Source organism: Candidatus Kryptonium sp., assembly GCA_025060635.1.
In the GTDB taxonomy this organism is placed as follows: Bacteria; Bacteroidota; Ignavibacteria; order Kryptoniales; family Kryptoniaceae; genus Kryptonium.
Map to the genome: position 1 here is coordinate 292,306 of JANXBN010000002.1, position 21,779 is coordinate 314,084.

Here is a 21,779-nt window from a genome sequence, read left to right on the forward strand (position 1 = left end):
TTCAGAAAATTGACTTTTGTCAAATTACCGCGATTTTATTTCTGTCCAAAACCTATCAAGAAGTTTTGTAACAGGGCCGAGGTCTTTCATCAACTCAAAATTTTTTAGAGTTTCTTCATCAGGATATCTTTTATTTGTTAGATATTTTGGATCAATAAGTTTTTTTGCTGAATCATTCACGGTAGCATAGCCAGAAAATTCACTTACTCTTGCGCTGACCTCTGGCTTGAGAAGGAAGTTGATAAAGACATGTGCGTTTTCAATGTTTTTTGCTGATTTTGGAATTGCGAGGTTATCAATCCATAATGTTCCGCCTTCTCTTGGAAGAACATAGACTATATTTGAGTCATATTCCGAAGCCTTAACAAGTTGCCCACTCCATCCGTGAGCGATCCATACATCGGCTGATAAAATCGCTTGATCAAAGCCAGAGCTATTGTATTGTTTAACTAAATTTTTCTGTTGCATTAAAAGTTCTTTCGCTTTTATAAGAATTGCCGTATCATTCTCATTGATTGAATGTCCAAGAAGTTTTAACGCAACTGCGAAGCACTCACGCATATCATCAAGCATTAAAATTTTATCTTTATATTTTTCATCAAAAAGGACCTTCCACGACTCTGGCAGATTACCAAGTTTATCTTTTCTATACGCAAAGCCAGTTGTCCCCCAGAAAAATGGAATTGTGAACCTGTTCTGTGGATCGTATTCAAGATTTAAAAATCGTGGATTTATATTTTTTATGTTTGGTATTTTGCTTTTGTCTATTTCTTGTAAAAGATTTTGATGAATGAGTATTTGAGCCATGTAATCGGATGGCATGACGACATCATACTGGCTGACGCCAGTTTGTAGTTTTTCAAGCAACACCTCGTTTGAATCGTAAGTGTCAAGATTGATTTTAATTCCTGTTGTCTTTTCAAATTCATCTATAACATCTTGCGGTAGATAATCCGACCAAATATAGATGTTGACCACCTTTTCATTTTTTGCACAAGATGAAAGGGCAAGCGAAAAAATTAGCAAAAATCCCACAAATAAAATTTTATCCTTCATTTTGACATCAGCAATTTTTGTGATAAAATTATCGCTGTAGTAGTGGTTATTAATATGATCGTTGAGATTGCGTTTATCTCCGGTGTCACATTTGTTTTTAACATTGAGTAAATTTGAAGTGGCAATGTTGTTGAGCCAACACCAGCAACGAAAGATGTGATAAGATAATCATCAATTGAGAGCGTAAATACGATGAGGGAAGATGAAACTATCGCAGGAAAAAGAAGCGGAAGTGTGACTCTCTTGAAAACTTCAAATTCGTTTGCCCCGAGATCAAGCGCCGATTCCTCAATTTCCTTTTCAATGTTTTGTAATCTTGCTAAGACGATCAAAACGACATACGAAATGCTGAAAACAATATGAGCAATTATGACGGTCGTGAATCCAAGCGTGATCTTTATGAAGCCAAAAAAGCTTAGCAATGCTCCAGCAAGGACAATTTCAGGAATTATGATCGGAAGATAAATCAAGATTTTAAAACTTTCCTTCAATTTGAAGTCAAGTTTTTTCAATCCAACAGCTCCAAGCGTCCCAAATATGGTTGAAATCAAAGTTGATGCAAAAGCAATAAGCAAACTATTTTTCAAGGAATTGAGTAAAACCTTGTTATTGAATAGATTCACATACCACTGAAATGTGAAACCCTCCCAGATCGTCGTCCACTTTGATTTGTTGAACGATAAAACGATCAAAACAAAAATTGGGAGATATAGAAAAGCATAAACGCTTAATGTGTAAATTTTCATAAGTAAATTGCCTTTCACTTTTCTTTTTCGGTCTGTTTTACTGTTTCATCAATCCAGTTGAGATATGACTCAGAGCCATCAATAATTGGAAGCGCTATGATTTCAGGGACAGTATATTTGTGCATTTCTTTTACTCGCTTTACAAGTTCCGGGAAGACATCCTTTTTCGTTTTGATGATAATAAGTGATTCAAAGTCGTCTTCAATTTTGTTTTGCCAAAAGTAAATTGAATTTACTCTTTCTATGATATTACAGCAAGCGGCAAGTTTTTCTTCAACGAGTGTTTTTGATATCTTTCGCGCTTCTATCACATTTGGTGTGGTTATAAGGACGACGATGTAATTTGTCATAGTTCCACAAGCCAAGTTTTTGCTTTTAAGATATAAAGTTGAAGCGAGAAGTTCAAGCTTTTTAAATTTTGCGGATTTTTACCGGCAAAATAGTTGTTTTTTAAACACTTCATGTTTAAATTTAAATGAGTTAAAAAATAAAAAAATTAAGTTCGGAGGAAAAATGACAGTCAGAGTCGCAATCAATGGATTTGGAAGAATTGGACGACTTGTATTCAGAGCTGCAGTCCAGAATAATGTAGATGCTCTTGAGTTCGTCGCAATAAACGATATTACAGACACAAAAACTCTTGCGCACCTTTTAAAATATGACTCAATTCATCGTCGTTTTCCTGGAACCGTTGAGTATACCGATAGCGAGTTAATTGTGAATGGCAAAAAAATTAAGGTTCTCGCCGTTAAAGATCCAAGCCAATTGCCTTGGAAAGATTTGGGGGTTGATATTGTAATTGAATCAACAGGAGTTTTTACCAAGAAAGCTGATGCTGAAAAACACATTCAAGCTGGAGCGAAAAAAGTCATAATCACAGCACCTGCAGATGGAGTGGAGAAAACGATCGTCATTGGAGTAAATGATCACATTTTAACTCCTGATGATACGATCGTTTCAAACGCGTCCTGCACAACGAATTGCCTTGCTCCAATGGTTAAGGTTTTGCACGATAATTTCAAGGTTAGAAAAGGTTTAATGACGACGGTTCATGCTTATACAAATGATCAACGAGTTCTTGACCTACCACACAAAGATTTAAGAAGGGCAAGAGCAGCGGGGATGTCAATAATTCCGACGACAACAGGTGCTGCTAAATCAGTTGGCAAGGTTATTCCAGATTTAAATGGGAAACTTCATGGCTTTGCCCTTCGCGTGCCAGTTCCAGATGGCTCCGTTACCGATTTCGTAGCTGAACTTGATAGGGAAGTCACAGTTGAAGAAGTAAATAAAGCATTTAAAGAAGCAAGCGAGACATATTTGAAAGGAATTCTTGAATACACAGAAGATGAGATCGTTTCAAGCGATATAATTGGAAATCCGCACTCCTGTATTTTTGATGCTAAATCAACAATGGTCATGGGCGGAAATCTTGTTAAAGTCATCGGATGGTATGATAATGAGTGGGGTTATTCTGTCAGGGTCGTTGATCTTGCGTTGAAGATGGCTAGCATGATGAGAGATTAATTCTTTGTTCAAAGCCCACTCCCAGATTATCTTGGGAGTGGGTCGTGATTGTTTAAAATCCCATAAACTAAGGAGATTTGTAATGCTTTTCATTTTAATTTTTCTGATTGTAAGCTCCACATTTTCGCAGAACGCAAATGATGTGATCAATAAAGCAATTCAAGCTGTTGAAGCTAACGATAAAAAAATTGAAACTCTTTCCGGTGAATTTAAACTTAAGGTTTTGATGAATTACGACATGACCGTGAGAAAAGGAAATTATGAATTTTTGTATGATGTTAAGTTTGAGAATGGCGAAATAAAGGAAAGGAAATTGGTATCAATTCCTGAAAAAGCTGATTCGCAGAGCATAGCCGTTGCGAAACGAATTGAGCGAGTAAGGCAAGGTGAAAATTTGAAAATCAAAAATCTCGTCTTCCCATTCATCAGATGGACGGAAAACTCATCGGATAGGAAAATAAATTTCAAACTGAAAGGAAGCGAAAAACTCAACGGTAAGGATTGTTATGTGATAACTGTTGATTTTAAAGTTAAAAACGACAGCATAAGCTCCAATGGCGATGGAAAAATCTGGGTTGAAAAAGATAGCCACTTCCCAATTAGATGTGAATACGATGTAACATATGAGTCAAAACGAGCGGGTAAAAATCAAAGCAAACAATTTCTTGATATCGCAGACCACGGGGATTTTTACCTTCCAATCAGAAATGAAATTCAGTTTTTCCCAAGAGTTTTGTTACTAAAACTTGGAACCGTTAAAATAGTTTACGAAACAAACAAGTTCACATTCAAAAAATAAAAGAAGCAATAACAACATGAAAAAGGTAACAATTGATGACCTTAACCTTAAAGGAAAAAGAGTCCTTGTAAGAGTTGATTTCAATGTCCCAATTGAAAATGGAAAAGTTTCAGATGATACAAGAATAAGAGAAGCACTTCCGACAATAAGAAAAATTATTTCAGAAGGCGGGAAGGCGATTTTAATGAGCCATCTTGGAAGACCGAAGGGGATTGATCCAAAATATAGTTTGAAACCAGTTGCGGAGCATCTTTCAAGTTTGTTAGGTATGTCGGTGAAATTTGCACCTGATTGCGTTGGAGAAGAGGTTAAGAAAATGGTTGATGAGATGAAGGAAGGCGAAGTGCTTTTACTTGAAAATGTAAGATTTCATCCTGAGGAGGAAAAAAACGATGAAAATTTTGCGCGGGAGCTTGCTTTAATCGCGGATGTTTATATAAATGATGCATTTGGAAGTGCACACAGAGCACATGCTTCAACGGAAGGAGTTGCAAGGTTTGTTAAGGAAACGGCGGTTGGTTATCTGATGCAAAAAGAGGTAGAATATCTTTCCAAGGCGATTTCAAATCCAGAGAAGCCATATGTTGCAATTCTTGGTGGAGCAAAGGTTTCGGATAAGATCCAGGTGATCAAAAATTTGATGGATAAAGTTGATGCTTTTTTGATTGGTGGAGGAATGGCGAACACATTTTTGAAAGCTAAAGGTTATGAAGTTGGAAAATCACTTGTTGAAGAAGATAAACTTGAACTTGCTAAAGAAATTTTAAGCGAAGCGGAGAAAAGAAATGTTAAGTTTGTTCTGCCTGTTGATTGCGTTATCGCAGATAAGTTTGCAAACGATGCGAATTTTGAAACTGTCCCTGTTGATAAAGTCAAACCCGATTGGATGATACTTGATATTGGACTGGAAACGATTAAGGCATTTTATGAGGTTCTTAAAGAAGCAAAAACTGTCGTATGGAACGGTCCGATGGGAGTTTTTGAGTTTGATAATTTTGCAAAAGGAACTTTTGAAATAGCCAAGTTTCTCGCTGAGATAACGCAAAAAGGTGCGGTGACGATAGTTGGAGGTGGGGATTCAGCTTCTGCGATCGCAAAAGCAGGACTTTCTGATAAAGTTTCGCATGTCTCAACTGGCGGTGGAGCATCGCTTGAATTTCTTGAAGGGAAAGTTTTACCCGGAATAGCTGCGATAAAGGATAAGTAATCAATAGATTTTGTTCTCACTCTTTTGTGCTATCAAATTCGCAACGCCCTTGATCTTTGGGGCTCGCCTGGGAATTATTTTTAATTTTGCAAATAGCGTTATATATTTTAGCAAAATATAAAATTGAGTGCATAGATGAGTTATAGGTATTACAGACCAAGCCTCTTCGGCGGTTTTAGATTTTTTCCGCCGGCGATAAAATATTTTATCATTATAAATGTCATTGTTTACCTTCTGCTTGTGATATTTGGATTGAATTTTAGAGTTGCTGGTGTTCCGCTTTATCTTTATGTTTATAGATATTTCGCTCTAAATCCAGTTGGCGATGGATTTCAGATATGGCAGTTAATAACTTATATGTTTATCCATGATCCCAAGGGGATCTTTCACATTCTTTTCAACATGCTGATGCTGTGGATGTTTGGAACTGAGATAGAGAACCTCTGGGGAACGAGAAGATTTTTAGTTTATTACTTTACATCTGGAATTGGCGCTGGAATTGCTCATTTAATTTTCGCGCCGCTTTTTGGGCAAATAGGTCCTGTTGTTGGAGCTTCAGGTGCTATTTATGGAGTTATGATCGCGTTTGCGGTGATGTTTCCAGATAGATATATCTTCCTTTATTTTTTGATTCCGATTCCAGCGAGAATTTTCGTTGCGATCCTTGTATTTTTTGATTTGATAATGGGTGTTTTCGGAAGCGACGGAGTAGCACACTTTGCTCATCTTGGAGGTGCAGTTGTTGGATTTGTGTATATAAAATTAATGTATGCTGGATTTGATTTAAGGCGATTTATTCCAAGCATAAAACTTCCGAGATTTAAAAGTAAAACAAGAAAAAAGTATCTTCTCGTTGACGATGAGATAATCACGCAAGAACAAATTGATGCGATACTTGACAAAATAAGTCAGTATGGCTATGATAGTTTGACCGAGCGCGAGAAGAAAATTCTTTACGAGGCAAGCAAAAAATTGCGTTAAAACAAAAGGAAACAACTTTTTATGATAAATAGAAGAAAATCCCGAAAAATTTATGTTGGAAATGTTCCAGTTGGTGGAGATGCACCGATTTCAGTTCAATCAATGACGAAGACGAAAACGGAAGATGTAAAAGCAACGCTTAAACAAATTTATCAGCTTGCTGAAGCAGGTTGTGATATTGTTCGTGTTGCAGTTCCAGACAAAGAGGCAGCTGAAGCGTTGCCTGAAATTGTTAAAGGTTCCCCGATCCCTGTCGTTGCTGATATCCATTTCAACCATATCTTTGCCTTAAAAGCGATAGAAGCTGGCGTTGCAAAAGTTAGAATAAATCCCGGAAACATAGGTTCAAAGGAAAGAATTAAGCAGGTTTTAAAAGCGGCGAAAGAAAGAGGCATTCCAATTAGAATTGGTGTTAATTCTGGTTCGCTTGAGAAAGATTTGTTAGATAAATACGGTTATCCGACGGCTGAAGCACTTTTTGAAAGCGCAATGCGTCATGTTGAAATATGTGAAGAATTTGGATTTTCGGATATAATCATCTCTGTTAAATCAACGGATGTTCGCTTGATGATAGAAGCAAATAGATTGGTAGCAAGTAGAACTGACTATCCACTTCATCTTGGTGTAACTGAAGCTGGACCGTTTTTCAGTGGGACAATAAAATCAGCCGTTGGCATAGGGACATTGCTTGCAGAGGGTATTGGAGATACAATAAGAGTGTCTTTGACTGATGATCCAATCAAAGAAGTTGAAGTCGGTAGAGAAATTTTGCGCTCGCTCGGGCTGGCTACGAGAAATGTTGAAATAATTGCTTGTCCAACTTGTGGACGTCTTGAAGTTGATCTTTTCAAGATCGTAAATGAACTTCAAGAGAAGTTGAAAAATATTAAGAAACCAGTCAAAGTTGCTATTCTTGGATGTGTCGTGAACGGTCCAGGTGAGGCAAGCGAAGCTGATATAGGCGTTGCATGTGGCAAAGGAGTAGGGATATTATACCGAAATGGTGAAGTTGTAAAAAGAGTTAAAGAGCAGGAAATTGTTCAGGCGGTTATTGAAGAAGTTGAAAAGTTTAATCCAGACGGGAGATAATTTTGAAGTTTTGGATTTAGTTGATTATATTTAAACTTGTTTCTGAAAGATTTTTTAATCTGTGGGCTTTTGTAATCAAAAATTAATCAAGGTTAGAAAAAATGTCAGAGAATAAATTCCCATTCCCTGGAATTCCAACGACATCTGATGGAGCTGGAGCAGTCGTATGGGTTGAAACACACATAAGTCAAGGTGCTTGTGCATATCCTATAACATCTTCAACCACAATGGGACAGGGCTTTCAGGCGGAAGTTGCAAACGGAAAAAGAAATCTTTGGGGTGAAAAACTTTTCTTCTTTGAACCTGAATCGGAACATAGCTCAGCTTCCGTTTGCGAAGGATTTGCAGCAGCTGGAGGAAGAATAACCAACTTTACTTCAGGACAAGGATTGATTTTAATGAAAGAAGTTCTCTACACAATAGCAGGAAAAAGATTGCCTGTCGTGTTTCATATCGGTGCGAGAGCTCTTACTTCGCATTCTTTAAATGTACACGCCGGGCATGACGATGTTATGGGAGTCGCTGATTGTGGATGGGGAATAATTTTTGCAAGAAATGTCCAAGAAGTTGCGGATCTGACCTTAATAGCACATCGTGCGGCTGAAAACTCTGAAACTCCATTTATGATGGTGCAAGATGGTTTTCTTACCACACACACAATTGAGAATGTCCTTTTACCTGAGCCAGAATTAATGAAGCAGTTTATTGAGGATCCGAATAAAAAACTTAAAAATTTAATGAATCCATACTTCCCGTTGATGACGGGTGTCGTCCAAAATCAGGACAGTTATATGAAAGGTAAAATCGCTCAAAGATATTATTATGAGAAAGTTCCCGGTGCAATAAAAGAGGCGATGGAAACATATTACAAGTTAACAGGGCGGAAATACGATTTCATAGATCCATACAAAGTTGAAGATGCGGAATATGTTGTGGTTGGTATGGGGACATTTATGGAAACAGCGATGGCAACGGTTGATTACTTAAGAGAAGTAGAAGGGTTGAAGGTTGGAGCTTTGACTGTAACTGTTTTTGCTCCATTCCCAGGTAAGGAAATAGTAAATGCATTAAAACATGTTAAGGCGTTCGCAGTTCTTGAAAGAATGGATAATCCATTGGCGCAATCAAATCCGCTTACAATGGCAATAAAAGCTTCTTTCGCAGATGCATTTATCGGTTCAAAAGGTTATCCGAAGATAGATAGAATACCGAGAATTTTCTCAGGATCTGGTGGACTTGGAAGCAGGGATGTTAGACCCGGCGATTTCATCGCTATTTTCAAGAATATGATGAGAAATGATGGCAAAGAGAAAGAATTTTTCGTCGTTGGAATAAAACATGAACTTGCGCTTGAGAGAGAATATGATCCAGATGTTAGACCAACTGGGGCTTTTTCAATGCGTGGTCATTCGGTCGGAGGTTATGGCTCTGTCACGACAAATAAGATCATAGCAACCTTGCTTGAAGACATATTCAAGCTTCAAGTGCAAGCATATCCAAAGTATGGCTCCGAAAAGAAAGGATTACCAACGACTTATTATCTAACAGCAGCGAAAGAAAAAATAAGAACTCATTGCGAACTTACTCATGTTGAATTCGTTCCGATGAACGATGTTAACGCTTTCAACCTTGGTAATCCACTCGCTGGATTGAGGGAAGGTGGAATGATCTTTATTCAAAGTGATAAAACCAATCCAGAAGATGTTTGGCTTGAAATTCCATCATATGCTAAAAAAATCATCAAGGACAAGAAAATAAAAGTTTATTTCCTTGATACTGTTAAGATAGCTCGTGAGGTCGCACCAACACCAGATTTAGAGCAAAGAATGCAGGGAATCGTTTTGCTTGGAATCTTTTTGAGAGTTACGCCATTTAAAGAACAATATGGATTGAATGAAGAAGAATTGTTTAAAGGTGTTGAAAAATCAGTCAGGAAGTATTTTGGTAAGCGTGGAGAAAATGTCGTTCAAGCAAATATTGAAGCAGTGAGGCGTGGATACTATGAAGTTATGGAAATTCCAAGAGAACTAATTGAAGCAACTGAGGTAAAAGCAGAATTTGAAATTTAAACAAAATTCGGGAGCTACAAATGGAAGATAGAGAAAAAAATCTTCAGTTTGAAATAAATCCAACGAACGGAGAAGAAGCATACAAAGACATTATTGATATTCAATATTTTAACGAGGTCGTTGTTGGAGCCTACAATAAAGGAATAGCTGAGGAAGAGTTGCCTGCGGATATTTATACTGCAAGAAGTTTTATACCAGCTGGGACTGGAGCTTTGAGAGATTTCAGTTATATTGCTCCAGAAATACCGCTTTTTAATGCTGACAATTGTGTTGGATGTATGGAATGCGTAACGGAATGCCCAGATACCGCAATACTTGGTAAAGTTGTCCCAGAATCAAAACTTGAAGAGGAACTTCAAAAAATTCAAGATCCAGTTAAAAGGGAGCATTTTCGTAAGCAGTTTGCTAAAACAACCAAATACTATGATGTGCCAAAGAAGAAGGGAATTGAACCGGGCTTGTTTATGATAGCTATTGATCCAACAAAATGCAAAGGTTGCGCTGAATGTGTAGCAGCTTGTGGAGACCACAACGCCTTGCAAATGATTAAAAAGACAAATGAAAACTTAAAAGTATATAAAGAAACCTTCAACTTTTACAGCAAACTTCCTGAAACACCTAAGGAATATATTCAAGACAAGGTCTTGGCTGATATGATGCTTGCTGGTAGATCGCTTCTCTATGTTGGTGGAGCAGGTTCATGCATGGGTTGTGGTGAAGCAACAGCTATAAGAATGATGTTAGCTGCAACAGGTTTCGTGTACGGACCTGAAAACATTGGAATCGTTGCTGCGACTGGATGCAACACTGTTTATTCTTCAACATATCCATATAATCCATTTAGAGTACCTTGGATAAATTCGCTTTTTGAGAATGCCCCTGCTCTTGCGATAGGTATAAGAGCGAGATGGGATCAAATTGGTTGGAAACATAAAAGATTGTGGGTCATAGGTGGAGATGGCGCAATGTATGATATAGGTTTTCAATCGCTTTCAAGAATGCTTGCATCAGGAATGGATATTAAAGTCCTTGTTTTAGATACCCAAGTTTACTCAAATACAGGGGGACAATCTTCCACTTCAAGCTACCTTGGTCAAGATACCAAGCTTTCAGCATATGGCAAAGAAATTAAAGGCAAACCCGAAAGAAGAAAAGAACTCGCTCAAATTGTGATGATGCATCCAGATGTTTTTGTTGCTCAAACAACAGCAGCGCATATAAATCACTTCTATCGTTCTATTCTCTCTGCAAATGAATATCCAGGTCCGGCTGTGGTCATAGTTTATACGACTTGCCAACCAGAACATGGAGTTGGGGATGATATGGCAATGCATCAAGCTAAACTAGCTGTTGAATCAAGAGCTTTTCCACTTTTAATCTACGATCCAAGAAAAGGAGAGACGATAAGAGAAAGATTAAGTTTACAAGGTAACCCGGCTCCAAAAGATGATTGGTATGTGCATCCAAAGACAGGTGAAGTAATTGATTTTATTTATTTCGCAAGAACTGAAGGAAGATTTGCGAAGCATTTTGATAAAGATGGAAATCCCGATGAAATTCTATTGCAAGCTCAGGAAGATAGATTGAAAAACTGGCGACTGCTCCAAGAACTTGCGGGATTGAGATAGGCAATATCAAGGTCAAAATTATTAGGGCTTAGATTTGATTTTTTGAGGTAATTGAGTTAATTTTTAACAAAATTTTTACCTCATTATACGAGTGGTGAGATGAACAGGGAGGATAACAATCCCGCAAAATTTGTGATCTTGATTGTATTTATGTTAACACTTGTTTTTTTGATCGTTGCAATTGATAATAAAACAGCAAGGTTTGCGCTCGGCTTGACTTTGTTAATTACCTTAACTTTGTTTCTAACCCTGATGCTTCTAATTAAAAGAAAAAAACTTTACGATAAAGAGGAAAAATCTCACAGAGAAAGATCAACATTCCACTCGGTGGACGAAGGATTTGTAATTAAGAAACCCGATCATAAATTGAATCAAACAGGTGAAAAATTAAGCCCGAGAGAAGAATTTAGAGAACTTTTACGAAAGATTTTGTTGCTCATTAAAAATAATATCGTAGCTGACTCTGTCGCTTTTTATTGGGCTAATGAAGATAAAAAACAAATGGTTTTAGAAGAAGGTATAACGGATCTCGGATTCAGTTTCATTAAAAGATATGGTTGGGATGACGATGCTTTAAGTTTGGTTGTGAAAACTGGCGTGCCTAAGGTGATTGGTGATATAAATTCATCTGCAAGTGAAGATGTTATAAAATATCAAAATCCCAAGGTAGGTAGCAGATCTCTTTTGGTTCATCCAGTTTCGTATAGAAATAAAATTGTTGGCGTTGTTCTTTTAGATTCCCGTCAGACGCAAACATTTAGTGATGACGATGTAACAAATCTCTCTCTTTTTTCTGAATTGATCACAGGTTTAATTGAGAATTATAGCACGAAACTTGATCTTTACTATAAAGCAAAAATTCTTGAAGTTGTTAGCGGATTTGAGGCAAACAAAACTGAGGGATTGTTTTCTAAAATCCAAAACTTTGCAATAAAGGTTTTAGATTGTTCTGCCGTCGCGATCGTGCAATTTGAAGGTGAAAAGTGGGTCGTCGCGTTTGAATATTCTAAACTTGGGAAATATATAGATGTTGGAACAGAGATCAAGATTGAAGGAACACTCGTTGGAGAGGTTATATCAAGCGGGATGCCTAAAATAATTCCCTCAACCAGGACATATGGAAAGGTTTTTAGATTCACTGACACTGAGAAAATTACACTTGAATCGTCAATTGCTGTTGTCCCGATAAGGTATGGAAGAAAGTGTTATGGAGCGATAGTTTTTGAGCATCCGAAGCAAAACTTTTTCTCATCATACAGTGATATAGAGAAAATTGAGGAACTTGCCACTGTAGTTGGAATGTTGTTTGAAAATCAGAATCTTAACGATCTCGTGGAAAATTATTTTACCTATGACGAGGAAACGCTTTTAATGAAGAAAAACTATTTTTATTCTCGCCTTGACGACGAAATTGAGCGGAAGATAAAACATGGAGGAGAACTTTCTCTTGTTTTAATATGTGTTGATAACATTGATTATGTTAGATCAACCTATGGTGAGGAATCCGCTGAAGTTGTCTTGCCATATGTCGCAAATATCATCCGTGAACATTTGAATCGTTATGAACTTGCAGGAAAACTTGACGAAAATCTTATTGGCGTAGCGCTTGTTGAAACTGGAGCAGATAATGCTTATATATGGGCGGAGAAACTAAGAAAAGTTATATCTAATCGGGAAATAAAATTTAACGACAAAAGCTTTAGCGTGACTATAACTGCTGGTCTCTCGGCATGGGATGGAGAAAAAAATGCTGAGGAATTTGTTGAAAAAGTGAGGAAAAATCTACTGAAAGTCATTCAATCTAGTGAAAATGTTGTAAGAGTTTTTTAAAAACAAAATTCATAGGCGAAATGGCAAAGAAAGTAGCTTCATTTGCTGACAAAGTAGCAAAAGATGCTAAGAAGGTTATTGAAACATGCCCAAAATGTAGCGCTCCAATTCAAATAGCACAACTTGTTGTCTCCAAAAGAAGCGAGGAAACAGGAAACTGGCGTTACAGCAAAAGATCTGTAAAAATCTGCAAGTGTAATGAGAAAGAGGTATATGCAATGTAAGGAACTGGAACATTTTTTAGAAAAGATAAGTTATTATATCTTTGAACAATAAAATTCAGGTGGAAGGATGATATTGGGCAAAGTGGTTGGAACGGTATGGGCAACGAGAAAGGATGAAAGCTTGACAGGTTTGAAATTTCAAATTGTAAAGCATGTTGACCTTGATTACAATGTTAAGGACAATTTTTTGATAGCTGTTGATAGTGTTGGTGCCGGGGTTGGTGAAATTGTCCTAGTTGCAACTGGTAGTTCAGCTAGGCTTACTGCGGTTACGAAAAATAAACCAGTTGATGCGGTGATAATGGCTATCGTTGATAAACTTGATGTTGTCGCCGATTAAAATTTATCGGGGATCTTGTATGTTTATTGCGAAAGTTATAGGAACCGTGTGGTCAACTATTAAAGATAAAAGCTTGCAGGGATATAAATTGCAGATAATTCAACCTTTAAACGCAAAAGGTGAGAAGGTTGGGAATCCAATCATGGCTGTAGATACGATAGGTGCTGGTCCGGGAGAAATTGTGATGTATATAACCGCTCGAGAAGCAGTTATACCAATGAGTGTTAAAGAAGCACCTGTTGATGCTTCAATTGTTGGAATAGTTGAGAAAATAGATTTATTTCAATAAAAACAAAATCTAAAGCAAATCACAAGTATGGTGAGAATCACCAAAACAATTACAAATCGTGAGAGTATTTCAATTGACAAGTATCTCCAGGAGATAGGAAAATATGAACTTCTTACACCCGAGGAAGAAATTGAACTTGCCAGAAGAGCAAAGCAAGGTGACGAAAAAGCGCTTGAAAGGTTAATCCAAGCAAATCTTCGCTTCGTCGTTAGTGTCGCGAAACAATATCAAAATCAAGGTCTTCCTCTTGTGGATCTTATAAATGAAGGAAACCTTGGGCTCATAAAAGCAGCAAAGAGATTTGATGAAACAAGAGGCTTTAAATTTATTTCTTATGCGGTTTGGTGGATAAGACAATCAATTTTACAAGCACTTGCAGAACAGTCAAGAATAGTACGTTTGCCTTTGAATAGGGTTGGAGCTTTGAATAAAATTGGCAAAAAACTTAGCCAACTTGAACAAGAATTTGAACGAGAACCAAGCGCAAACGAGATCGCAGAAGAACTTGACATGAGCGTTTATGAAGTTGCTGATACGCTGAAAATTTCAGGAAGACATATATCAATGGACGCACCATTTGTTCAAGGTGAAGATAATAAACTTCTTGACATTATGCCTAATGAAAGCGATCCGATGCCAGACCATGGACTTATGTATGAATCATTGAAAAAAGACATTGAAGAAGCACTTAGCACGCTTGATCCAAGAGAGAGGGAAGTTGTTAAACTTTATTTTGGAATCGGATATGACCATCCCCTTACACTTGAAGAAATAGGTGAAAAATTTAAACTCACCCGTGAAAGAGTAAGACAAATTAAAGAGAAAGCCATCCGAAAACTCAGACATCATTCCAGAAGCAAAGTTCTCAGATCTTATCTCGGCTGATTTTGTTTGCTTAATCCCGACCTCTTAACGGTCGGGATTTTTTGTTTTTAAAAACAAAATATGTAGGGAAGTGAAAATTTTTATTTTCATTTGTTTCCTTATGCTTTCCTGTTCTTCAACAGCAAGGTATTCAACTGCCGAGATCCAAGAGGTTTCAGAGGATATCATAATAAAGGAAATTGAAAAAGAAGATGATGTTGAGGTTAATTCAAGCAGTGTTTCCAGTTTATCTTATTCGGAAATTCAAAAAGCAATAGTTCGTGAGATTTTAAATTATATTGGGATACCATACAAAAAAGGTGGGGATGGAAATAATGGCATTGATTGTTCTGCGTTTGTGATGATTGTCTTTAAAAATGTTTTTGGAGTCGTGTTGCCGAGGTCATCTTTTGAACAATTTAAACTCGGTAAGATGGTAAAAAGCATTGACTCTTTAAAAGTTGGTGATCTTTTATTTTTTAACACCACTGGAAGAACAGCTTCTCATGTTGGAATTTATATTGGCAATGGTTTGTTTGCTCACGCAAGCGTAAAGGAAGGAGTAACCGTCTCTTCAATTTACAGCACATATTACCGAAAAAGGTTCAACGGTGCTAAAAGAATAATTGAGGTAAATTGATACTGAATGTTGAAAATCTCTCAACTTATTTTTTCCTTGAGGATAAAACGATAAAAGCTGTTGACAGTGTATCTTTTGAAATTCACGAAGGTGAAATAGTTGCACTTGTCGGTGAATCAGGTAGCGGAAAAAGCGTCACTGCTCTTTCAATTGTTAGACTGATAGAACCTCCAGGGAAAATTGTAAGTGGTAAGGTTCTGTGGAGAAATAGGATTGATATTTTGAGCATAAGTAATGCGGAACTCAAAAATATAAGGGGTAAAGAAATTAGCGTAATTTTCCAAGATGTTACAAATTCTTTAAATCCAGTTTTAACTGTCGGCAAGCAAGTTAGAGAGGTATTTGAAATCAAAATGGGAATCAATAGAAAAAGTGCAAAATTAAAAGTTATTGAACTTTTTGAAAAGATAGGTATAAGTGAGCCTGAAAAGGTTTATGATTTTTATCCGCATCAGCTTTCAGGGGGATTAAGACAGAGGATTCTAATAGCGATGGCTTTTGCTCCAAAGCCAAAGCTCATTATTGCAGATGAACCAACCTCATTTGTTGATGCTGTGACGCAGATACAAATTCTTGAATTAATCAAATCTCTTCAAGTTGAAAATAGAACATCAATTCTTCTAATAACTCATAATTTTGGCGTTGTAAGTGAGATAGCAAATCGTGTTTATATAATGCATAGAGGTAAAATTATTGAAGAAGGGTTTACATTTGAGGTTTTATCAAAGCCAAAGCATCCATATACACGAAATTTAATTGAGTCAGCGAGGTTTTTGTCGTTTTGAGATGTAAATTATTTAACCACGGTGACATCGCCAGAAGATAATTTGATTTTTCTTAAATTTTCGTCCTCAAGCACTAAAAATCCCAACTCGTCAATGTCAATCACTCTCCCAGTTACGGTTTTTCCAGATTGTATTACCGTGATTTTTTCTCCGATCATTTTACATCTACTTTTCCATTTTTGAATGACCGCTGAAAAATCTCTATTCTTGTTAAGCTCATCATAATCAATCTCAATCTGGCCAAGTATATCTTTAAGTAATTCAACTCTATCGTAAATTTTTCCTGTTGATAGATACAACGAAGTTGCATATTCTTGGATTTCCTTTGGAAATTCGCTTTGATTTACATTTATCCCGATACCAAGAATGATAAAATCGCTTTTTTCAACTGTTATTGATGCTTCCATCAAGATTCCACAGAATTTTTTATTGTCTATTAAAAGGTCGTTAGGCCATTTCGTAGTGATTTTGAGATTTGCGTGTTTTTCAATTGCTGATGCTATTGAATTTGCAAATAGGAAGGGAAAGATAGAGAATCTTTCCAATGGGATTTGAGGTCGTAAGATAATTGACATCAGTATGTTTTTTCCTGGCTCTGCTTTCCATATTCTTCCAAATCTCCCACGCCCATGCGATTGATAGTCGGCAATTACGATAGTGCCTTCTGGTTCATCTTTCTCTGCAATTTTTTTCGCGTAATCCATTGTTGATTTTATGCTTTTAAAGAAAAAAATTCTTCTGCCGAAAATTTTCGTCTCAAGGTTTTGAGAGATATTCTTTTCGTTAAATTCCATAAACGGGTGTAAAAATTACTTGGTTTGTAATATGAATACTCCAGTCCAGTTGAGCGGAGGTGGCGTTTCTTTGAAATGTAGACAGCGTTGGATGTATAATTTACAGGTATAGTCATTTGGATTAACTTCAAGCGCTTGTGTGAATTTTTCTATTGCCTTATCCCATTCCATTGCTCGGTAAAGCTCAAGGCCTGCGTTATATATTTCAATAAATCTCTTCATGTTTTCCGGCAAGTTATCATTTGCTAATCCGATTAGCTCATAGACTCTCACTGGCTCCGTTTTACCTTTCACAACAAGAAGATCAAGTTCTCGGACAATAAATTTGTCTTTAACTTTGTTATAGGTTGCTTCACCTATCATAATACTTGTTCCGTATTCCTTATTTGCTCCCTCAAGTCGCGATGCAAGGTTTACATCATCACCAACCACTGTGTAATTAAATTTAACTTTTGAGCCCATGTTTCCGATAATTACTCTTCCGGTGTTAATTCCAATCCTCATTTTTATCTCGGGTCTTTTAAGTTTTCTCCATTTTTCTCGCAGCTCCTTTAATTTTTCTTGCATTTCAAGAGCTGTGATGCAAGCGTTGTAGGCGTGATTTTCATCGGGTACAGGAGCACCCCAGAAAGCCATTATGGCGTCGCCGATATATTTATCTATGGTCCCTTTGTTTTTGAATATGATAAGCGATAGCTCGTCAAGTAGCTCGTTTAAGAGCGTGACTAATTCGTGCGGTGTTAATTTCTCACTCATTGACGTAAAACCTTGAATATCGCTAAACATAATCGTAAGCTCTCTTTCCTCACCTCCCAACGCCATAAGTTCCGGATTTTCAATTAGCTTTTCAACGACCGATGCATCAACATACTTTTCAAACATGCTTTTTATTTGTTGCTTCTGCTTGTTCTCTCTAAATGTTAGAAAGCTGACGGATGATATATAACAAAGCAAAATGCTTAAAGTTGGTTCGGCATTGTAAAACCATCTCAAAAGCTGAGTAAAAGATAAAAATGAAAACGCAAAATAACCGACCAAAATCGCAACTGTCAAGATTAAACTATTGTGAAATTTCGTTATAAATCCCGAAATGCCAACTATCATGGTCAAAACTATCATTATTAAAATTTGAACTCGCCAACTAACAGGTCTTATGAAGTTTTGTGAGACGATCGTATTGAAAACATTAGCATGAATGAAAACATTTGGAGCTTTTTCTGAGAAAGGATTTGGTCCGAGGTCACCAAGGGAGCGAGCTGTTGGTCCGATTATCACAATAGCATTTTTGAATTGGGAAAGAAATTCTTTATCTCCCTTCAAACCTGCTTCAATTACCTTATAAAGAGAAACTTGTCTAAAAATTGTATCAGGACCGGCATAATTTACAAAAAGTTCTGATTTTAAACTTGTTGGTATTTGAAAGCCTTCAAAATCGTAAACGACCTCATTTCTTTTTACTACGATGTTAACTTTTTTATAGTCAATTCCGAGATATTCAAAAGCTAAAACCGCTCCGAGCGATGGATAAATTTTTCCAGCATACTCAACGAAAAGCGGAACACGCCTTTGAACGCCGTCAAATGGATCAGGTAAAATTGCAACATGTCCGATTCCAGATGAAACCTCAACAAGTTCATCAAAAGATTTTCCCGCAAATGTAACCGAACGATGAAAATATCTTTTTAATTCAGGTTGAATTGAAACGCCCCATTGATTTACTTTATAGTGAACCAAGCTATCAATGTAGAAGTCAATTTCATCATCACTTATTCCAGATGGGCGATATGGTCCAACCGCGAGAAAAACATTTGAATGTGCAGCAGAATAAACAAGAAGATTATTAAAATTTTCATCAGCTTGCTTGTTGAGGAAAAGGTCTATACCAATTGCTTTTGCACCAGCTTCGGTCAAATAATAAATTGCTTGTGCAGTGATATTATGTGGGATAGGATAACCAAAATCAATAAGTTCTCTTTCGTCAATTTTAACGATAATTAAATTTGGGTTTGGAAGAATTGAACCGCGCGCCTTGAACATCATATCAAGCGATTTGTATTCAAGCGCCTTGAAGATATCGCCAAATATGTCTGTTTTAAAAAACAGAATGCTTAAAATGATTGAAATAGTTGCAAAGAGAATACCGAAGGGGGCATATTGAATTCTTTTCTTCTGAAGAAACCTCATCACTTTTTCGTTGAATTTTGAAAATCAATCTATCTAAAAATTTAAACCTGACAGCTCAAAACTCAAAATTAAAAACGGTGATTAAAACTTCCAGTAAAGCAAAGCTTTAACTGTTTGAAGTTGCGTTGGGTCTGCTCCTCGTCTACCTCCAAATACAAAGACATTTTGACCTTTTTCAAAAATTTCTTCCCTTTTATATTCTTTTCCCTTTTTCGTCTGTTGTGTTGCTGTTTTTGATGCTTCTTCAATTAATTTTTTCAATTCTTGCTTTGAAACTTGTTTCTTTGATGCGTCCTTCTTTTCAGCTGCCACTTCTCCGAGTTCTCTTAATATATCTTCAATGCCAAGTATCTCATAGGCTTTTTGTGGTGAATCAAATTTGGATATAGCAAGCTCAAAAAATTGTTTTGCCGTTTCAGTATCGTCATTAAGATAGAGTAAAAGCCCAATGTTTAAATACACGCCTCCATCATTTGGATCAAGCTCGGTGCTCTTTTTGTAAAACTCAAACGCCTTCTGGGCTTCGTTTTTAAGAAAGTAGATATTTCCAAGAGAATTATATGTGACAGCATTTGAAAACTTTGCGATAAATTTTTCAGCCTCATCATATTTATCAAATAACACGAAGATCCGCGCAAGTTTATTCATTGAAATCTCATCGCCCTTATTAGCAAGGGACCTTACAACATCATTGAGCGTTTGTTTATATATTTCAGTAAATTTGGCGATGTCATTTTGTGTATTTGATGCAACAGCAGAGATATTTGGTTTTGCTTGAGGTTTTGAAAGTCCTTCCACATTTACCGGTGGAAAGTTCTTCCATCCTTTATGTATATCAATTATATAAACATTTCCCGATTTAGTTATCCCTGCCTTTGGATCGGATGTGACTTTATTGCTTCCACCAAGCTTGTAATATTGTTCGGCTCCAGTTTTCCAAGCCGTTGCAAATGGTTCATTTATGAGTGTCGTTTCAATTGGGATCCATACGCTACCATTATAAATTATGTAATCATAAGGGTTAAAGCTAACAAGATAAGCATTTTTCTGTGGTATGCCTGTGTCAAACATTAAGAATATATGATCGGATGTTAAAATAAAAGCGCTACTTATACCAATGCTTTCTAATAGGGAAGCGAGTAAAATTGCATGATCATCGCAATCACCAGTTTTGTAATAAAGAAGTTCTCTGGGGAAGTAAACATTGTCAAGTATCTCGTTGCCTGCAACTTTCCAAGGATCGGTTACATATTTTATTCCATATGTGCGGACGGCGTTATAAATAACCATAGCATTGAATATATTTCTCGGTAAATCAGGATTTTGTAAATTTACTGAACCGAGAACAACTCTTGCAAACTCCTTTACAACTTCGTCGCTTGGTGTTACAAATGAAGAAACAGATTCAGGAATTCTCCAAGAGATCGCGTTTCGGTTGTAAATTATAACAGGTTTAGACAAACTTCTCTCTTGGACTTTTCCAGCGACAGTGTAACTAATCTTTGCCTGTGCTTGCGAGGTTAGGTTTTCGCTTAATTTTAGAAGTGCTGAAATGTCAAGCGTTACAGGAACCGAAATTTGTTGTTTTGAATTTGGTTTCACACTCTGGACAACAACCTCGCTTGGTATTTTCATAAAGTCAGGAATTAAAACTGATACTTTCACATTGCGTATTTCACTTCTTGATGAATTCTCAATTGTTATTTGACCAATTGGATTATATGCGTAAAAATTATATTGAGATGGAAATATCGGGAGAATTGAGAAATCAGTTATATCAAGGAATGCCTCGCCGATCGCTGTCTTTGCTTCAGTTTCTTTTTCTGGTGGGGATAGGGTTATTCTCTTTGGGGTAAGTTTAACAAGTTTTAATTTCCCGTAATCCGCAAGCTCTTTTCTGAATTGACTTTCGCCAGAAATGAGAGCATCAAAAACTAAAACATTGGTATCAAAAAATTTATATTTCAAGGCTTTGATAGATGGAACAGATTTTTGGAGTTCAGATTCAATTTGAAGAGCTTTATCTTGGGAAATACCGTAGATGGCGATTTCAATCTTTTTAACTTGTTCCTCTTCTTTTAATCTTTCTTTAATTTTCGCTACGACATTTTTTGAAACTTTGCTTGCAAGTGATCTAAAAAGGGAATTAACAGCGCCCCTTTTATCTTGGGCAAATTTTCTGTCGCTTGCTGTAATTGAAGCAATAAGCTCACCTGTATCAGTATAGATGACTTTAATATCAACTTGTCCTGTATATTTATGCTGTTTTACATCGTAGAACTCTGATTCGCCTCCATATTCTGCTGTTGCATAACCGAGGATTATAATTTCAGCGCCGAAACGATTTTCATATTCCCTTGCTTTTTCAGGATTCCCTTGAACTTGCTGGAGTTCACTTGCTCTTATATTTGAAAAAATTTGGTGATCAATAATTTTGAAACCTTCTTTCAAAAGTTCGTTTTCAATGTTTGAGGCAATTGTCCTTGTTCCTGTGAAGTTTCCATCAACTATTTCATCAATCACGACCATGACTTCCGGTTGTGTCAAGCGCTTGACTGCTCTTTCAAGATCTTGTGAAATAAGTGAAGAGATAAATGAGATGAAAAGGATTATGGCGAATGAAAATTTTTTCATAATTTGAACCTTCCATTAGTTTTTATCCACCATAATTTTAATGAATTCAAGAACAAATATCAAGCCCCCAACCTAAATTTGTGCTTTAGGTCA

At 36.6% G+C, this 21,779-nt stretch carries 20 protein-coding genes; 14 read left to right on the forward strand and 6 right to left on the reverse strand.

The window, feature by feature from the left end; genetic code table 11:
- Nucleotides 1–24 precede the first annotated feature (24 nt).
- Genes NZ923_05665 through NZ923_05675 form a run of 3 tightly spaced genes read right to left on the reverse strand, consistent with a single transcriptional unit; the run spans nt 25 to nt 2,152 of the window.
- Nucleotides 25–1,056 carry a spermidine/putrescine ABC transporter substrate-binding protein gene (locus NZ923_05665; protein ID MCS7229507.1) on the reverse strand — a complete coding sequence of 344 codons (1,032 nt, stop codon included), beginning with the start codon at nt 1,054–1,056 and terminating at the stop codon, nt 25–27.
- The gene (locus NZ923_05670) at nt 1,053–1,802 is read right to left on the reverse strand and encodes an ABC transporter permease (GenBank protein ID MCS7229508.1); all 750 of its coding nucleotides are present in this window, start codon (nt 1,800–1,802) and stop codon (nt 1,053–1,055) included. The genes NZ923_05665 and NZ923_05670 overlap by 4 nt, the downstream gene beginning before the upstream one ends.
- A 14-nt stretch (nt 1,803–1,816) precedes the next feature.
- Nucleotides 1,817–2,152 (reverse strand): divalent-cation tolerance protein CutA, encoded by a 336-nt coding sequence (locus NZ923_05675; GenBank protein ID MCS7229509.1) that lies wholly within the window; start codon nt 2,150–2,152, stop codon nt 1,817–1,819.
- 163 nt (nt 2,153–2,315) lie between these two features.
- On the opposite strand from NZ923_05675, the gene gap reads away from it, so the two are divergent.
- From gap to NZ923_05745, 14 genes are all read left to right on the forward strand, one after another.
- Entirely contained in the window at nt 2,316–3,329 is a 1,014-nt protein-coding gene (gene gap, locus NZ923_05680; GenBank protein ID MCS7229510.1) for a type I glyceraldehyde-3-phosphate dehydrogenase, read from the forward strand.
- A gap of 82 nt (nt 3,330–3,411) precedes the next feature.
- Nucleotides 3,412–4,128, forward strand: a complete 717-nt coding sequence (locus NZ923_05685; protein ID MCS7229511.1) for a hypothetical protein — start codon at nt 3,412–3,414, stop codon at nt 4,126–4,128.
- A 16-nt stretch (nt 4,129–4,144) separates the two neighbouring features.
- Nucleotides 4,145–5,335, forward strand: coding sequence for a phosphoglycerate kinase (locus tag NZ923_05690; protein MCS7229512.1), 1,191 nt, complete (start codon nt 4,145–4,147; stop codon nt 5,333–5,335).
- Nucleotides 5,336–5,470: 135 nt separating this feature from the next.
- Complete coding sequence (locus NZ923_05695; GenBank protein ID MCS7229513.1) at nt 5,471–6,316, forward strand: rhomboid family intramembrane serine protease; 846 nt, start codon at nt 5,471–5,473, stop codon at nt 6,314–6,316.
- A 24-nt stretch (nt 6,317–6,340) separates the two neighbouring features.
- On the forward strand, nt 6,341–7,405 hold the full coding sequence (ispG, locus tag NZ923_05700; protein MCS7229514.1) for a flavodoxin-dependent (E)-4-hydroxy-3-methylbut-2-enyl-diphosphate synthase: 1,065 nt from the start codon (nt 6,341–6,343) through the stop codon (nt 7,403–7,405).
- A 101-nt stretch (nt 7,406–7,506) separates the two neighbouring features.
- The gene (locus NZ923_05705; protein MCS7229515.1) at nt 7,507–9,474 is read left to right on the forward strand and encodes a 2-oxoacid:acceptor oxidoreductase family protein; all 1,968 of its coding nucleotides are present in this window, start codon (nt 7,507–7,509) and stop codon (nt 9,472–9,474) included.
- 20 nt (nt 9,475–9,494) lie between these two features.
- Nucleotides 9,495–11,102 (forward strand): thiamine pyrophosphate-dependent enzyme, encoded by a 1,608-nt coding sequence (locus NZ923_05710; GenBank protein ID MCS7229516.1) that lies wholly within the window; start codon nt 9,495–9,497, stop codon nt 11,100–11,102.
- Between the two features lie 99 nt (nt 11,103–11,201).
- The gene (locus NZ923_05715; GenBank protein ID MCS7229517.1) at nt 11,202–12,932 is read left to right on the forward strand and encodes a diguanylate cyclase; all 1,731 of its coding nucleotides are present in this window, start codon (nt 11,202–11,204) and stop codon (nt 12,930–12,932) included.
- 20 nt (nt 12,933–12,952) lie between these two features.
- On the forward strand, nt 12,953–13,156 hold the full coding sequence (locus NZ923_05720) for a hypothetical protein (protein MCS7229518.1): 204 nt from the start codon (nt 12,953–12,955) through the stop codon (nt 13,154–13,156).
- A 67-nt stretch (nt 13,157–13,223) separates the two neighbouring features.
- The gene (locus NZ923_05725) at nt 13,224–13,496 is read left to right on the forward strand and encodes a EutN/CcmL family microcompartment protein (protein MCS7229519.1); all 273 of its coding nucleotides are present in this window, start codon (nt 13,224–13,226) and stop codon (nt 13,494–13,496) included.
- Between the two features lie 19 nt (nt 13,497–13,515).
- Nucleotides 13,516–13,785 (forward strand): EutN/CcmL family microcompartment protein, encoded by a 270-nt coding sequence (locus tag NZ923_05730; GenBank protein ID MCS7229520.1) that lies wholly within the window; start codon nt 13,516–13,518, stop codon nt 13,783–13,785.
- 27 nt (nt 13,786–13,812) lie between these two features.
- Nucleotides 13,813–14,670 carry an RNA polymerase sigma factor RpoD/SigA gene (locus NZ923_05735; protein MCS7229521.1) on the forward strand — a complete coding sequence of 286 codons (858 nt, stop codon included), beginning with the start codon at nt 13,813–13,815 and terminating at the stop codon, nt 14,668–14,670.
- A gap of 100 nt (nt 14,671–14,770) precedes the next feature.
- Complete coding sequence (locus tag NZ923_05740; protein MCS7229522.1) at nt 14,771–15,289, forward strand: C40 family peptidase; 519 nt, start codon at nt 14,771–14,773, stop codon at nt 15,287–15,289.
- Entirely contained in the window at nt 15,286–16,074 is a 789-nt protein-coding gene (locus NZ923_05745; GenBank protein MCS7229523.1) for an ABC transporter ATP-binding protein, read from the forward strand. The genes NZ923_05740 and NZ923_05745 overlap by 4 nt, the downstream gene beginning before the upstream one ends.
- An 8-nt stretch (nt 16,075–16,082) precedes the next feature.
- On the opposite strand, the gene NZ923_05750 is transcribed toward NZ923_05745, so the two are convergent.
- From NZ923_05750 to NZ923_05760, 3 genes are all read right to left on the reverse strand, one after another.
- Nucleotides 16,083–16,868, reverse strand: coding sequence for a biotin--[acetyl-CoA-carboxylase] ligase (locus tag NZ923_05750; GenBank protein MCS7229524.1), 786 nt, complete (start codon nt 16,866–16,868; stop codon nt 16,083–16,085).
- A 15-nt stretch (nt 16,869–16,883) separates the two neighbouring features.
- The gene (locus NZ923_05755; GenBank protein ID MCS7229525.1) at nt 16,884–19,052 is read right to left on the reverse strand and encodes a CHASE2 domain-containing protein; all 2,169 of its coding nucleotides are present in this window, start codon (nt 19,050–19,052) and stop codon (nt 16,884–16,886) included.
- 81 nt (nt 19,053–19,133) lie between these two features.
- Nucleotides 19,134–21,686, reverse strand: a complete 2,553-nt coding sequence (locus NZ923_05760; GenBank protein MCS7229526.1) for a tetratricopeptide repeat protein — start codon at nt 21,684–21,686, stop codon at nt 19,134–19,136.
- Between the last annotated feature and the right edge of the window lie 93 nt (nt 21,687–21,779).

Coding starts and splice junctions, on each gene's coding strand:
- NZ923_05665 (MCS7229507.1), bottom strand. CDS start 1,056: ATGAAGGATAAAATTTTATTTGTGGGATTTTTGCTAATTTTTTCGCTT.
- NZ923_05670 (MCS7229508.1), bottom strand. CDS start 1,802: ATGAAAATTTACACATTAAGCGTTTATGCTTTTCTATATCTCCCAATT.
- NZ923_05675 (MCS7229509.1), bottom strand. CDS start 2,152: ATGACAAATTACATCGTCGTCCTTATAACCACACCAAATGTGATAGAA.
- gap (MCS7229510.1), top strand. CDS start 2,316: ATGACAGTCAGAGTCGCAATCAATGGATTTGGAAGAATTGGACGACTT.
- NZ923_05685 (MCS7229511.1), top strand. CDS start 3,412: ATGCTTTTCATTTTAATTTTTCTGATTGTAAGCTCCACATTTTCGCAG.
- NZ923_05690 (MCS7229512.1), top strand. CDS start 4,145: ATGAAAAAGGTAACAATTGATGACCTTAACCTTAAAGGAAAAAGAGTC.
- NZ923_05695 (MCS7229513.1), top strand. CDS start 5,471: ATGAGTTATAGGTATTACAGACCAAGCCTCTTCGGCGGTTTTAGATTT.
- NZ923_05705 (MCS7229515.1), top strand. CDS start 7,507: ATGTCAGAGAATAAATTCCCATTCCCTGGAATTCCAACGACATCTGAT.
- NZ923_05710 (MCS7229516.1), top strand. CDS start 9,495: ATGGAAGATAGAGAAAAAAATCTTCAGTTTGAAATAAATCCAACGAAC.
- NZ923_05715 (MCS7229517.1), top strand. CDS start 11,202: ATGAACAGGGAGGATAACAATCCCGCAAAATTTGTGATCTTGATTGTA.
- NZ923_05720 (MCS7229518.1), top strand. CDS start 12,953: ATGGCAAAGAAAGTAGCTTCATTTGCTGACAAAGTAGCAAAAGATGCT.
- NZ923_05725 (MCS7229519.1), top strand. CDS start 13,224: ATGATATTGGGCAAAGTGGTTGGAACGGTATGGGCAACGAGAAAGGAT.
- NZ923_05730 (MCS7229520.1), top strand. CDS start 13,516: ATGTTTATTGCGAAAGTTATAGGAACCGTGTGGTCAACTATTAAAGAT.
- NZ923_05735 (MCS7229521.1), top strand. CDS start 13,813: ATGGTGAGAATCACCAAAACAATTACAAATCGTGAGAGTATTTCAATT.
- NZ923_05740 (MCS7229522.1), top strand. CDS start 14,771: ATGCTTTCCTGTTCTTCAACAGCAAGGTATTCAACTGCCGAGATCCAA.
- NZ923_05750 (MCS7229524.1), bottom strand. CDS start 16,868: ATGGAATTTAACGAAAAGAATATCTCTCAAAACCTTGAGACGAAAATT.
- NZ923_05755 (MCS7229525.1), bottom strand. CDS start 19,052: ATGAGGTTTCTTCAGAAGAAAAGAATTCAATATGCCCCCTTCGGTATT.
- NZ923_05760 (MCS7229526.1), bottom strand. CDS start 21,686: ATGAAAAAATTTTCATTCGCCATAATCCTTTTCATCTCATTTATCTCT.